This window comes from Vibrio gazogenes (genome assembly GCF_002196515.1).
Classification (GTDB): Bacteria; Pseudomonadota; Gammaproteobacteria; order Enterobacterales; family Vibrionaceae; genus Vibrio; species Vibrio gazogenes_A.
This window is the reverse complement of the sequence record NZ_CP018835.1, coordinates 1,605,687-1,619,743: the sequence shown is the minus strand read 5'-3', so window position 1 is coordinate 1,619,743 and position 14,057 is coordinate 1,605,687. Positions and strand designations below refer to the sequence as shown.

13 protein-coding genes and 4 tRNA genes are annotated in these 14,057 nt (G+C 44.9%); 13 read left to right on the top strand and 4 right to left on the bottom strand.

Features of this window, described 5'->3' with window-relative positions:
- Positions 1–4: 4 nt before the first annotated feature.
- Positions 5–1,327 (bottom strand): ATP-dependent RNA helicase RhlB, encoded by a 1,323-nt coding sequence (gene rhlB, locus BSQ33_RS07315; RefSeq protein WP_088133741.1) that lies wholly within the window; start codon positions 1,325–1,327, stop codon positions 5–7.
- A gap of 112 nt (positions 1,328–1,439) precedes the next feature.
- On the opposite strand from rhlB, the gene trxA reads away from it, so the two are divergent.
- The 6 genes from trxA (at position 1,440) to fre (ending at position 6,942) form a co-directional block, all read left to right on the top strand.
- A complete protein-coding gene (trxA, locus tag BSQ33_RS07310) occupies positions 1,440–1,766 on the top strand; it encodes a thioredoxin TrxA (protein WP_088134552.1) in 327 nt (108 codons plus the stop codon).
- Between the two features lie 196 nt (positions 1,767–1,962).
- Entirely contained in the window at positions 1,963–3,222 is a 1,260-nt protein-coding gene (gene rho, locus BSQ33_RS07305) for a transcription termination factor Rho (protein ID WP_021021955.1), read from the top strand.
- 111 nt (positions 3,223–3,333) lie between these two features.
- Positions 3,334–4,320 (top strand): hypothetical protein, encoded by a 987-nt coding sequence (locus BSQ33_RS07300; RefSeq protein WP_021021954.1) that lies wholly within the window; start codon positions 3,334–3,336, stop codon positions 4,318–4,320.
- Between the two features lie 157 nt (positions 4,321–4,477).
- Positions 4,478–5,944, top strand: coding sequence for a 4-hydroxy-3-polyprenylbenzoate decarboxylase (gene ubiD / locus BSQ33_RS07295; RefSeq protein WP_021021953.1), 1,467 nt, complete (start codon positions 4,478–4,480; stop codon positions 5,942–5,944).
- Entirely contained in the window at positions 5,941–6,210 is a 270-nt protein-coding gene (locus BSQ33_RS07290) for a 2Fe-2S iron-sulfur cluster-binding protein (protein ID WP_021021952.1), read from the top strand. The genes ubiD and BSQ33_RS07290 overlap by 4 nt, the downstream gene beginning before the upstream one ends.
- Before the next feature lie 15 nt (positions 6,211–6,225).
- Positions 6,226–6,942: an NAD(P)H-flavin reductase gene (gene fre / locus BSQ33_RS07285; RefSeq protein ID WP_088133740.1), complete on the top strand. Its 717-nt coding sequence runs from the start codon at positions 6,226–6,228 to the stop codon at positions 6,940–6,942.
- Positions 6,943–7,019: 77 nt separating this feature from the next.
- Here fre and pssA read toward each other — a convergent pair whose 3' ends face one another.
- Both pssA and BSQ33_RS07275 read right to left on the bottom strand, forming a co-directional pair.
- Positions 7,020–8,360, bottom strand: coding sequence for a CDP-diacylglycerol--serine O-phosphatidyltransferase (pssA, locus tag BSQ33_RS07280; RefSeq protein WP_021021950.1), 1,341 nt, complete (start codon positions 8,358–8,360; stop codon positions 7,020–7,022).
- 147 nt (positions 8,361–8,507) lie between these two features.
- A complete protein-coding gene (locus BSQ33_RS07275; protein WP_088133739.1) occupies positions 8,508–8,948 on the bottom strand; it encodes a GNAT family N-acetyltransferase in 441 nt (146 codons plus the stop codon).
- A gap of 64 nt (positions 8,949–9,012) precedes the next feature.
- Here BSQ33_RS07275 and murB point away from each other — a divergent pair, with 64 nt between their 5' ends.
- Complete coding sequence (gene murB / locus BSQ33_RS07270) at positions 9,013–10,059, top strand: UDP-N-acetylmuramate dehydrogenase (RefSeq protein ID WP_021021948.1); 1,047 nt, start codon at positions 9,013–9,015, stop codon at positions 10,057–10,059.
- A complete protein-coding gene (gene birA / locus BSQ33_RS07265; protein ID WP_021021947.1) occupies positions 10,056–11,030 on the top strand; it encodes a bifunctional biotin--[acetyl-CoA-carboxylase] ligase/biotin operon repressor BirA in 975 nt (324 codons plus the stop codon). Before murB ends, birA begins: the two co-directional genes overlap by 4 nt.
- A 126-nt stretch (positions 11,031–11,156) precedes the next feature.
- On the opposite strand, the gene coaA is transcribed toward birA, so the two are convergent.
- Positions 11,157–12,080, bottom strand: coding sequence for a type I pantothenate kinase (coaA, locus tag BSQ33_RS07260; RefSeq protein WP_021021946.1), 924 nt, complete (start codon positions 12,078–12,080; stop codon positions 11,157–11,159).
- Positions 12,081–12,288: 208 nt separating this feature from the next.
- Between coaA and BSQ33_RS07255 the strand changes: the two genes are divergently transcribed.
- From BSQ33_RS07255 to tuf, 5 genes are all read left to right on the top strand, one after another.
- A tRNA-Thr gene (locus BSQ33_RS07255) sits at positions 12,289–12,364 on the top strand.
- 40 nt (positions 12,365–12,404) lie between these two features.
- A tRNA-Tyr gene (locus BSQ33_RS07250) sits at positions 12,405–12,489 on the top strand.
- 38 nt (positions 12,490–12,527) lie between these two features.
- Positions 12,528–12,602, top strand: a tRNA-Gly gene (locus BSQ33_RS07245).
- 12 nt (positions 12,603–12,614) lie between these two features.
- Positions 12,615–12,690, top strand: a tRNA-Thr gene (locus tag BSQ33_RS07240).
- A 100-nt stretch (positions 12,691–12,790) separates the two neighbouring features.
- Positions 12,791–13,975 carry an elongation factor Tu gene (tuf, locus tag BSQ33_RS07235; RefSeq protein WP_021021757.1) on the top strand — a complete coding sequence of 395 codons (1,185 nt, stop codon included), beginning with the start codon at positions 12,791–12,793 and terminating at the stop codon, positions 13,973–13,975.
- Positions 13,976–14,057 lie beyond the last annotated feature (82 nt).

Below are 14,057 nucleotides of genomic sequence, written 5' to 3'. Positions count from 1 at the left end.
TCACTCAGCTATTTTTATTCTGATGGTTGTTTTGTCGCGGACGTTTTCTGGCTGAATTATTACCACGTCCATTCTGACGTCCAGACCGTGAACCACCAGTATTGGTTCTTCTTGATGTTTTTGATGAAGCAAGTTTTAACGGACTGGGTAAGTCAGTCAATAATGCCGCTGGGTCATAATCAGAAACCGGAATTGAATGTTCGATATATGTTTCTATTCCCGGCACATTGATAGCGTATTCTTCGCAGGCGAAGCTAATCGAATGACCACTTTCTCCGGCTCTGCCCGTCCGACCAATCCGGTGTACATAGTCTTCACTGTCGTCTGGTAAATCGTAGTTAAAGACGTGAGTGACTTGAGGGATATGCAGTCCTCGTGCAGCAACATCGGTTGCGACTAAGATATCCAACTGACCCTGAGTAAATTGCTCCAGAATGCGTTCCCGTTTTTTCTGCGGCACATCACCGGTCAGCAGTCCGACACGATGACCATCGGCAGCCAGATGTCCCCAGACTCGTTCACATTTATGTTTGGTATTGGCAAAAATGATTGCTCTGTCCGGCCACTCTTCTTCAATGAGGGTCTGCAATAAAGCCATTTTGTGCTCATTCGATGGGTAAAACAGTTCTTCCTTGATTCGATGTCCGGTTTTTTGCGCTGGTTCGACAACGACATGCTCTGGACTGTTCATGTGCTCAAATGCCAATTCCTGAACCCGATAAGAGAGGGTTGCGGAGAATAACATGTTCAGTCGGTTCTTCGGTGGCGGCATTCGGCGGAACAGAAAACGAATATCTTTGATAAAACCGAGATCAAACATTCGGTCTGCTTCATCGAGAACGACCACCTGAATATGGTTCAGGTTGAAGACTTTTTGTTTGTAGAAATCGATAATCCGACCGGTTGTTCCGATAAGGATATCAACACCTTGCTGTAACTTAGACTGTTGTTTGTCGTAACTTTCACCACCATAAGCCAGTGCGACTTTTACGCCGGTACTTTGGACCAGTGGTTCTGCATCGTTAAAAATTTGTATCGCTAACTCACGAGTTGGTGCCATAATAATTGCTCGTGGCTGAGTTGGCTCCCGCTCTTCTTGAGCTGGCGTAGTTAGCAGATGATTAAAGGTTGCAGTAAGAAACGCAAGCGTTTTACCAGTCCCAGTTTGGGCCTGGCCTGCAATGTCACGGCCGGAGAGCACTACCGGCAGCGCCAAGGCTTGGATTGGGGTGCAATAAGCGAACCCTTTTTGTTCCAAACCTGCTGTAACTTGAGGGTCTAATCCCAAGTCGGCGAATTTTTGCTCTGTGATATGCGTCTTTTTCATCACTATAGAATATCAGCTTAAGCTTGCAATACGGAAGTAAATACATTCCAATAGAGCATCAAAATTACTGGTTGTTATGCAACTGGTCCAAGAAAATACATTGGAGTTAAAGATGAGTGATAAGATTTTTCAGCTCACCGATGACACGTTTGAAAGTAGTGTAACCGATGCTAAAGTCCCTGTACTTGTTGATTTCTGGGCAGAATGGTGTGGTCCATGCAAAATGATTGCACCGATTTTGGATGAAATTGCGAATGAGTACGAAGGTAAAATTATGATCGGTAAATTAAATATCGATCAAAATGCGGCTACACCACCGAAGTTCGGTATTCGTGGGATTCCAACATTACTTCTATTTAAAGAGGGTAGTGTTGCAGCAACAAAAGTTGGTGCGTTGTCAAAGACTCAGCTCAAAGAGTTTTTAGACGCCAATTTATAATGGCTGAAAACCGTACATAGAGATATGTACGGTTTTGCACATGGAAATAAAACAAAATCTAGACTAGGGTAATAAATAGTGCTAGGTTATCGCACACTAATGAATCATATGTTCACTTCTTGGTCAATCCTGAGGCCAAATCCATCTTAACACTACTAAACAGATCCTAATTTTGACTAAACAAGTATCCACCACAATGAATTTAACAGAATTAAAGAACAAACCTGTGTCTGAGCTCGTGCAGCTGGGTGAGAGCCTGGGGCTTGAAAACCTCGCGCGTTTAAGAAAACAAGACATTATCTTCTCTATTTTAAAAGCTCACGCAAAAAGTGGTGAAGACATCTTTGGTGATGGCGTATTAGAAATTCTCCAGGACGGCTTTGGTTTTTTGCGTAGTGCAGACAGCTCTTATCTGGCTGGACCGGACGATATTTATGTGTCACCGAGTCAGATTCGTCGTTTCAACCTGCGAACAGGTGATTCGATTGCTGGGAAGATTCGGCCACCAAAAGAAGGTGAACGCTACTTTGCATTGCTGAAAGTGAATACAGTCAATGCTGATAAACCAGATAACGCCCGTAACAAGATTCTGTTTGAAAACCTGACACCGCTACATGCCAACGAACGGATGGTGATGGAACGCGGCAATGGTTCGACTGAAGATATTACCGCTCGTGTCTTGGATTTAGCATCACCAATCGGAAAAGGTCAGCGTGGCTTGATTGTTGCCCCACCAAAGGCTGGTAAAACAATGCTGTTGCAAAACATTGCTCAAAGCATTGCTCACAACCATCCCGAGTGTATTTTGATGGTGCTGCTGATCGACGAACGTCCGGAAGAAGTGACAGAAATGCAACGTTTGGTTAAAGGTGAGGTTGTTGCTTCTACCTTCGATGAGCCAGCATCTCGTCACGTTCAAGTGGCAGAAATGGTCATTGAGAAGGCGAAACGTTTGGTTGAACACAAGAAAGACGTTGTGATCTTATTGGATTCAATTACACGTTTGGCGCGTGCCTACAACACGGTTGTTCCTTCTTCAGGTAAAGTTCTGACTGGTGGTGTGGATGCGAATGCCCTCCATCGTCCTAAGCGTTTCTTCGGTGCGGCTCGTAATGTCGAAGAAGGCGGTAGTTTGACGATTATCGCGACGGCCTTGGTTGATACTGGTTCGAAGATGGACGAGGTTATCTACGAAGAGTTTAAAGGGACAGGGAATATGGAATTACACCTGAACCGGAAGATTGCGGAAAAACGTGTATTCCCTGCGATTGACTTCAACCGTTCAGGAACGCGCCGTGAAGAGTTACTGACCAAATCCGATGAGTTACAGAAAATGTGGATTTTGCGCAAAATCGTTCACCCGATGGGAGAAACTGATGCGATGGAATTCCTCATTGATAAACTGGCGATGACAAAGACGAATGATGAGTTCTTTGATGCGATGAGACGCCAGTAAAATCTAGACCGTTCTCATGATGAAAGCGCCACCGGAAACGGTGGCGCTTTTTCTTGCATTTCATAAAAGATGCACCGAAAATGAAAATAGATGTTACATGGAGGTTAACACATGCCACAAGGAACGTGGGTATCGCAACTCCTGCTCTGTGTTTGTTTCACTTGCTTTCCAGTTGCTGCGCAGTCATTGGATGCACAAAGCCGTAATCAACTGTTACAAGCCCCCACTATTCAGCACCAAGTTGAAGCATTCAAACAGCTGATTGCTGATGATGAAATGGATTCTTTAACGTTTGCCTTGCAGCGGTTAGCCTTACCTCAGCAAGAGGCGGTTCGTTTTTTATTACTCCGGACTCTCGAACAAGAAAAAACTATCTTTTCTGCACAAGTGGAGCGCTTTGTCGAACAACAGCGTTTGATTCCACCAGTTTATTATCTCACCAAACAAGGTGAAGGATTCGAATTTTCCACGCCTGCATTTGATTACCCAGCGGTTGCCAATCGCTTAGTTAAAACCTGGCAACAGGAGAAAGGCATCCTCGATTTTGTGCTAAAAGTTGAACAACATGAACTGCCGTTACAACAATGGTTATCCGAAGATAAACGTCAGATCCATGCTCGGGAATCTCTGTTGATTCAGGAGTTGGGTAGTCTATCGGAGTCGGGATTGGATTATTTAGTCAAGCAGGTGATTGATGCCAGTATTCGTAGCTGGTTGCCTTCGACACAAGTCATGGTTGCACTGGCTCGGACAAGTCAGGATCAAGATGTTTATCGGTTATTGTGGTTGATGAAATCAGATGATCACTCTGTAGCAGAATTAACCCGGCTGTCTGGTTTGACGGATGACTTTTCGGTGCAGCAAGTGATGGCTGCGAGCAAAAACCCAAGTTTGAGAGCACAGGCGATTGAGGCTTTAGTTCGGCTCAATCCAATGCCTGAACCGGTCAAAACGTATTTGGTTCAAGAACTGAGTCAGGAAGAAGCTCCCTATGTTGCTCAGGTATTGGTAAATGCCGGATACGGGAATTGGCTGGATGAGTTGCTCAAAGCAAACCGTCATATGAAGCTTCGAGTACTGAGTCAGGTGTTGAGATAGTCACACTCGCTTTTATGACCGACTGTTTTAGTGCTGATCGACGTTATAGCTGCATCATTGAAGAGTTCAAGAACGCTAACACAATAGAAAAAAGAAAATTCAGAGTTGTTTCGTTTTTGTTATACTGCCTTCGATATCACATTCAGGCAGAAGTCTTATGATTTTTAAGGATTTACGCGATTTTATCGATTATTTGGAAAAGCATGGTCAATTGAAACGTATTCAGCATCCGATTGACCCTCAATATGAAATGACCGAGATCTGTGATCGGACCTTAAGAGCGGGCGGGCCTGCACTTTTATTTGAAAATCCAGTTGGTTATGACATCCCTGTCCTGGCAAATTTATTTGGTACGCCGCAACGCGTCGCGATGGGGATGGGGCGAGTGGATGTCAGTGAGCTTCGTGAAATCGGTCAGTTGCTTGCTTACCTTAAAGAACCTGAGCCGCCCAAAGGCTTTAAGGATGCAATCGATAAACTCCCGGTCTTTAAGCAGGTCTTAAATATGCCGGTGAAACGTTTGAAAAAAGCAGCTTGTCAGGCCATTATCTGGCAAGGCGATGATGTTGATTTAGATAGAATACCGGTGATGCGTTGTTGGCCGGGTGATGTGGCTCCGCTGTTAACTTGGGGGCTGACCATCACCAAGGGGCCGACGAAAAAACGACAAAACTTAGGGATCTACCGACAACAAAAACTCAGTAAAAACAAAGTGATTATGCGTTGGTTTCAACATCGTGGCGGAGCATTAGATTTTCGGGATTGGCAGGTTGAGCGCCCTGGGGAGCCTTTTCCGGTTTCTGTGGCTTTCGGCGCTGATCCCGCCACAATTCTGGGGGCCGTAACGCCAGTACCAGATACACTTTCCGAATATGCATTTGCCGGATTGTTGAGGGGCAGCAAGACCGAAGTCGTCCAATCAATCAGTAATGATCTGGAAGTACCAGCCAGCGCAGAGATTGTTCTTGAAGGATATATTGATCCGAATGAGTATGCAGACGAAGGACCTTATGGTGATCATACCGGCTATTTTAATGAAGTTGAGCGTCATCATGTCTTTACTGTGACTCATGTGACAATGAGAAAGCAGCCGATTTATCATAGTACCTATACGGGAAGGCCACCGGATGAGCCAGCAGTTCTCGGCGAAGCATTGAATGAAGTTTTTGTCCCTATTTTACAAAAGCAATTTCCGGAAATTGTCGACTTTTATCTTCCTCCCGAAGGCTGTTCCTATCGGATGGCTGTCGTCACGATCAAGAAACAATATCCCGGTCATGCCAAGCGAGTCATGATGGGGGTTTGGTCTTTCTTACGTCAATTTATGTATACCAAGTTTGTGATTGTCTGTGATGATGATATCAATGCTCGAGATTGGAAAGATGTCATCTGGGCAATTACTACGCGGATGGATCCAGCCCGAGACACGACAATGGTTGAGAACACGCCTATCGATTCTCTGGATTTTGCATCACCTGTTTCAGGGCTCGGCTCTAAAATGGGACTGGATGCAACCAATAAATGGGAAGGTGAGACCGCCAGAGAGTGGGGTAAGGAGATCCGTAAAGATCCGGAAGTTGTCAGCAAGATCGATGCGATCTGGGATGAGTTAGGAATATTATGACCTTTACGGTGCGCTTGCTGCCCGAAGATCTTGAATTCACCGTAGAACGCGGGCAAACCGTGTTGGATGCGGCAATTCGTCAGCAAATCCCCTTCCCATATCGCTGCCGGGTCGGTGCGTGTGGGATGTGTTTGTGCAAAAAGCTTTCGGGAGAAGTTTCCTATCAACTAGAACCAATGCTGACGGAAGAAGAGCAGTCTCAGGGATGGATATTTTCCTGTCAGGCTTATGCTCAAACTCATTTAGTCCTTACTTGGGATGAGTAAGGAAGAGGAATCAGAATGATCATAACATGTAAAGTAAACTCAGTTCGGCCTTTAGCCAGTAATACATACCGTATTCTTCTTCAACCTGAGTCACCCGTTGATTTCCATGCAGGTCAGTACCTGATGGTGGTGATGGGTGAGGGAGATAAACGCCCGTTTTCGATTGCCAGTAGTCCATGTCGACAAGGTGGCGAGCTTGAATTACATATTGGTGCTGCTGAACATAATGCCTATGCCAGTGAAGTTGTTGATGCCATGAATACAGCGTTGCAGCACGATGGTGAGATCACCATTGATGTTCCGCATGGGGATGCTTGGCTGAGAGAAGATGCGACGCGTCCTTTATTACTGATTGCCGGAGGTACCGGATTCAGTTACGTACGCTCGATTCTGGATCATTGTCTGAACCAGAATATTCAACGTGATATTTTTCTTTATTGGGGAGCAAAAGATGTGCTCCAGCTCTATGCATTCGACGAATTACGTGATTTAGCCGCTCAACATGACCGACTCACATTTACACCAGTTGTCGAGATATCAACCGATCCGCTTTGGGATGGCAAAGTAGGTAATGTGTTGCAAGCCGTCTGTGCTGATTTTGAATCGTTGGAAGAATTTGATATCTATATTGCAGGCCGATTTGATATGGCAGGGGCCGCTCGGGACCAGTTTACTCAAAATAGGCACGCGAGTAGTGAACGTATTTATGGTGATGCATTTGCATTTATTTGATTCGAACGGTCATGATAGATACGAAAAAGCCTCCGCTCGGAGGCTTTTTAATGCGAGAAATGGCTGTTTGAAACCGTCTAAAGTATTTGTTTTAAAATTCGGTCAGCTTTGACCCGACGAATCCGTTTTAGTAAGCGTTGAACTTCAGCCGGATAATTTTCGAAATCATCTAACTGCTTATAAGTACAGACGAGCTGTGTGTGCTGAAGAATATTGTCGAATTCTTGTTCAAATTGAGCCTGAAGATGGGCATTGTCATCCTGAATTAAAATGCCGTTTTCCAGATCAAGCTTCCATGCTCTGGGATTGAGGTTATTACCAGTGATAAGCATATAACGCTTATCAACCCACACCCCTTTTAAGTGAAAACTGTTGTCATTATGTTTCCATAGATGAATGGATAATTGTCGACTGGCAATTCTGGCTTCATTCGACTTAGCAAAACGGCGCAAATTTAATTCATACAAATAGGGCAATCCACCGATAGTTTTAAATGTTTCTTCTGGTGGAATATAAAAATCATTCGCAGTTTTATCGCCCACGATAATATGAATTTTTACACCACGCTTGAGGGCTTTCTTGACCTGATTCGCAATATTATTCGGGAAATTAAAATAAGGCGTGCAGATAATAATTTCTTCTTCCGCCTGGGCAATCAGGTAACTGATGTATTGATTCAGCCGATTACCACGCTTTCCAACGCCCACTAATGGTGTCAGACCGATCTGGTCCTGCGAGACGGGTTGATCCGGCACCTGATAGGTTGCTTGTGCTAACTGGGTCCGGAACTGGCGAATGATGGTTTTCAAATCTTTTGTTGCAGGACGTGAAGGATTAGCCAGATTATTGACTGCCGGATGAGACAATAAGTGCTCACAGATAAACTCGACCATCGAGTTGGCAAGATCGCGGTTGTGAAATGAATGATAGCGGTCAAAACGGTAACGATTCTGATAATGCAGATAGATGTTATTCAGGCTGGCACCACTGTAGATCACTTCATCATCGACAATGAAACCTTTGAGATGTAGTACACCGAATACTTCTCGTCCTCGGACCGGGATACCATAAACCGCAATGGGATGTTCATTGTCTTGGGCAAATGATTCATACATGACTGCATTTCCCTGAGACTGTTTCGCACCGATCAGGCCTCGTTGAGCGCGGTGCCAGTCCACACAGATCACAATGTCCAGTTGAGGATTTCTTTGTTTCGCTGCATAAAGTTCAGACAGAATTTCCTGACCTGCATCGTCAGCTTCGAGGTAAAGAGCAACGATATAAATTCTGTGATTGGCTTGTCTAATCGCCTGAATCAAGTGATGCCGAAATTGTTCTGCGGAGTACAGGACTTGAAAATCTTTCGGCTCTAACGCAATAGTGGGTAGCTGTTCGAATAGATTTCTACGAGCAATCATCGTGGATGCGGTACCTTCAATTCAAGTGGATGCGATATAGCAAAGCACCGATACTATCAAATTCGATGAATGAATTGCTATATCTAAGTCACTTCAGACCGATCATTTCCGCTCGTCAGCAAAAAATGGACAGAAAATGACGGAACATTAATCTTGATTGGGCGGGGAATATTGCATCGGAATGATATCTCTGCCTTGATGATGATAACGTTGATAGAGCTGGTTAATTTCTGCCGGCAGCGCTTGTGGTAACTGAACTACAAAATGATGTTGATGATAAAAATTCTCTAAATGACGGTAAGCAAAACAAAAGACATGTTGGTTGAGAACATGTGTTTCACAGTAATTCAGTAGTTGATGACCTATACCTTGAGCGCGTAATTCTTTGGCGACGGCCATCCCTGTTAAAAGCAGATGAGGAGTACCAATATGGCGAAAGCGAACCACAGCACAGAGTTGATTGGCAATACTCGCAGTATAGATGCGTTCATTGCGTTTCGGCTTGGCTGTCGGGTAGTGCTGTTTATAAAAGCGTTGCACCAAAGGAAGTTTGAGTGGATCTAACATTTCGAAAGATAAATGATCCATAGGATATCTGATTGGGCCTCATCTGATATAGAATGGCTGTAGTCTATGTGATTTAAAGAAAACCATGCAAATATATCTCAACGAAAATCTCAGTGCTTATCATACGTTTGGTATTGAGCAGTCTTGTCAGGTGTTGGTGACCGTCAATACGGTTGCAGAATTAATTGATGTTTATCGTCATCCGGAATGGCAATCGTTGCCAAAAATAGTACTCGGCAAAGGCAGTAATGTGTTGTTTACAGAGTTCTATGAAGGGGTCGTGATTATTAATCAATTGCAGGGGATTGATGTTCAGGAAGATGAAAGTCACTATTTTCTTCATGTTCAGGGCGGTGAAGACTGGCCTGAATTGGTGAGGTGGAGTGTATCGCAGCAGATTCCCGGATTAGAGAATTTAGCCATGATTCCCGGGTGTGCCGGTAGTGCGCCAATCCAGAATATCGGTGCTTATGGTCTCGAATTTCAGGATATATGTAACTATGTTGATTATCTTTGTCTTAAGACGTTTCAAGTCATTCGTTTGAATCGCGCTGAATGTTTATTTGGTTACCGGGATTCGATTTTCAAACATCAGCTTTACCAGCAGGCCGTTGTTGTCGGTGTCGGACTTCAGCTTGCTAAAGTATGGCAACCTCGCCTGAAGTATGGGCCATTGCAGCAGTTAGCGAGCAATTGCTCACCCGCCGAAGTCTTTGAGTGCATCTGTGATGTCCGTACCCGTAAACTGCCAGATCCGACAGTCATCGGTAACGCCGGTAGCTTTTTTAAGAATCCGGTTCTGACTGAGTCACAGTTCCAGTCTTTGGCTGAGCATTATCCTGAGGTCGTCAGTTATCCAGCGCCATCGGGGATGAAAGTCGCAGCGGGCTGGCTGATCGATCAATGTGGTTTGAAAGGGTTTCAAATTGGTGGTGCAGCCATTCATGAACAACAGGCGTTGGTTTTGATTAATCGTCAGCACGCGACAGCAGCAGATGTCATTCAGCTTGCTGCTCATGTATATCGTTGTGTCTACGAAAAATATGGTGTGGCTTTGGAACACGAAGTGAGATTTATCGGTCGCAGTCGTGAAGTTTATTTGGATATGTGGCTGAAGGAGCAACGATCATGAAAGAACATCATGCCAAGCTAACGATTCTGTCGACCCTAGCCGATGGTGGCTTTCATTCCGGTGAAGCATTAGGGGCCGCTTTAGGGATCTCTAGAGCAGCTATCAGTAAACATATCCGGGGAATTCAGGATTGGGGGGTTGATATCTTTCGCGTGCAAGGGAAGGGATATCAACTGGCTCAGCCTATGCAGTTACTGGATCAAGATTATATTCAACACCAAGTATCGACGCCTGTGCATTTGCACCCGATCATTGATTCGACCAATCAGTATTTATTGGATCGTGTCGGTTCATTAACCTCCGGGACCGTTTGTCTTGCTGAATATCAGCAAAAAGGTCGGGGACGGCGGGGAAGGCACTGGGTTTCGCCATTTGGAGCAAACTTGTATTTCTCAATGTACTGGCGATTGGATGCAGGCATGGCAGCAGCCATGGGGCTGAGTTTGGTCGTAGGTGTGGCTGTTGTGGATGCCCTGAAAACGCTTGGTGTTGATGAAATTAAGCTGAAATGGCCCAATGATTTGTACTATCAAGATAAGAAATTGGCCGGTATTTTGGTTGAAATGTCAGGGCAAGCCGGTGAAGCTGCGCATCTTGTAATTGGTATGGGGATGAACTTATCGATGGCACCGCAGACACAACAGATTGATCAACCTTGGAGTAGTCTGGCTGAGGTGATCGGCAAAGATCCCATTGATCGTAATGCGCTTGCTGTTGCCTTGATTCAGTCTTGGACCCAGACGATGGAAACATACGAGAGAGAAGGAATGCAGAACTTTGTCGAAAGATGGAACAAAGTCGATAACTTCATTGATCGTCCCGTTAAGTTATTAATGGGGGAGCGTGTGATCACGGGAATTGAGCGGGGTATCGATGCTCACGGTGCGGTGTTATTGGAAACCGAGCGGGGGATTGAAAGTTATGTCGGTGGGGAGATTTCTCTGCGAGGTCATGATCTTACAGCGTCTTGAGTTAGGCAGAGATTGAGATGATTGAGGAATGGGGCATCTTGTGACTCAGGGTAATATGATGCGCCCCATTCAAAACTATGCCAAAACAAGACTGAAAAACTATGTTTAAAAACAACGCTTAAAAAATCACTGCCGTAGCAAAATTTCTTCAACAGTGTGGTTGACGCCCTTACGGAGTATCAGTTGTGCTCTTTCCCGAGTGGGTAGAATATTTTCCTGTAAGTTTTTCCCATTGATCGCTTTCCAGATATTCTTCGCGATAGAGGCGGCTTCCGACTCACTCAGTTTCGTGTAGTGACTAAAATAAGACCCCGGCCTTTTAAAGGCACCATGACGGAACTTCATAAAACGTTCGATATACCACTTTTCAATGAGAGACGATTCAGCATCGACATAGATGGAAAAATCCAGAAAATCTGAAATGAAAACGCGGTGTGGGGCATGGGGATAATCCATTCCACTTTGTAAGACGTTCAGACCTTCAATTAACAAGATATCGGGCGCATGAACCATTTTCACTTCATCGGTAATATCATAAGTCAAATGAGAATAGATGGGGGCTGAGATGTTTTTCTTTCCTGCTTTGACATCAGATACAAACTGTACCAGACGTTTAATATCGTACGACTCTGGAAATCCTTTTTTCTGCATAATGCCTTTTTCTAACAGCACTTCATTGGGATAAAGAAATCCGTCCGTGGTAATCAGTTCAACTTTGGGGTGGTTGTCCCAGCGAGACAATAATGCTTTGAGCAGCCTTGCTGTTGTGCTTTTCCCGACCGCGACACTGCCTGAGATACCAATGATAAAGGGAGGAGCAATGTTGGTATGACCGAGAAATTGGTTTAAGACGGTATTACGGCTCTGTCTGGCTGCGACGTACAGATTCAGTAGACGCGCCAATGGTAAGTAGATTTCAACAGCTTCTTTCATACTTAATGACTCGTTGATGCCTTGTAGCTCAACTAAATCATCTTCTGACAAAGTCATGGGAACGGAATTACGAAGATCCGACCACTGGCGTCTGTCGAATGAGAGATAAGGATCCATAATCTTTCCAACGGTAGAAATCGGATAAAAGAGAAACATACCTCAAGAAGAAGATAAAGCAACAAAGAATGGCTATATATTTCATCAGTTCCTATGAAAACTGTTTGAAAAAACAACAAATAGATAAAAACCAAATAAAAATGTATTTTTTTTCTTTGAAACACTTGCAAGCAAAGAAATCATTCAATAGAATTCGCCCCACTTGTGCGCCGACTTAGCTCAGTAGGTAGAGCAACTGACTTGTAATCAGTAGGTCGCCAGTTCGATTCCGGCAGTCGGCACCATTTTCTCTTTCGCATTTATAAAGAGAAGATTTAAAAATTTGGAGGGGTTCCCGAGTGGCCAAAGGGAGCAGACTGTAAATCTGCCGGCACTGCCTTCGATGGTTCGAATCCGTCCCCCTCCACCATATTCTTAAGGAAATAGCTCTTAGGGTTAAATACGTGTGCGGGCATCGTATAATGGCTATTACCTCAGCCTTCCAAGCTGATGATGCGGGTTCGATTCCCGCTGCCCGCTCCAACCTTTCCGAGTGCTGATATAGCTCAGTCGGTAGAGCGCACCCTTGGTAAGGGTGAGGTCCCCAGTTCAAATCTGGGTATCAGCACCACTCTAAGCAAATATTTCCTTTTGTTATATACTTTACTACCAGTAAATTTTGGTTGCGTGGTCATGAAAGCCACCTTAATCCGTACCTAGAGGGACAACTGATGTCTAAAGAAAAATTTGAACGTACGAAACCGCACGTAAACGTTGGTACTATCGGCCACGTTGACCACGGTAAAACAACACTGACAGCAGCGATCTGTACAGTGCTTTCTAAAGTATACGGCGGTTCAGCACGTGACTTTGCGTCAATCGATAACGCACCAGAAGAGCGTGAGCGCGGTATCACAATCGCGACTTCACACGTAGAGTACGATACACCGACACGTCACTACGCACACGTAGACTGCCCAGGGCACGCTGACTATGTTAAAAACATGATCACCGGTGCGGCACAGATGGACGGTGGTATCCTAGTTGTAGCAGCGACAGATGGTCCAATGCCTCAAACACGTGAGCACATCCTGCTAGGTCGTCAGGTAGGTATTCCTTACATCATCGTATTCATGAACAAATGTGACATGGTTGATGATGAAGAGCTGCTTGAGCTGGTAGAAATGGAAGTACGTGAATTGCTTTCAGAATACGATTTCCCAGGAGACGATCTGCCAGTGATTCAGGGTTCTGCACTGGGCGCACTGAACGGTGAAGCGCAATGGGAAGAGAAAATCGTAGAGTTAGCGACAGCACTTGACGAATACATTCCAGAGCCAGAGCGTGTGATTGACCAAGCATTCCTGCTGCCAATCGAAGATGTATTCTCAATCCAGGGCCGTGGAACAGTTGTTACAGGTCGTGTAGAGCAAGGTATCATCCGAGTTGGTGACGAAGTTGAAATCGTTGGTGTCAAAGATACGACGAAGACAACGTGTACAGGTGTAGAGATGTTCCGTAAGCTGCTTGACGAAGGTCGTGCAGGTGAGAACGTTGGTGTGTTACTGCGTGGAACGAAGCGTGATGAAGTAGAACGTGGTCAAGTCTTGGCGAAACCAGGTTCAATCACACCGCACACGAAGTTTGAATCAGAAGTATACGTGTTGTCGAAAGATGAAGGTGGTCGTCATACGCCATTCTTCAAAGGTTATCGTCCACAGTTCTACTTCCGTACAACAGACGTAACAGGTAGCATCGAGCTTCCAGAAGGCGTAGAGATGGTGATGCCAGGCGATAACGTGAAAATGGTTGTCGAACTGATTGCACCAATCGCGATGGATGAAGGTCTGCGCTTTGCGATCCGTGAAGGTGGTCGTACAGTTGGTGCTGGTGTTGTAGCAAAAATCTTTGCATAATGATTTGACTCAGCACTAGTAAAAAGGGCATCATTTGATGCCCTTTTTCTGCGCTGAAGATTTATTTTGACGATTTGTTAGT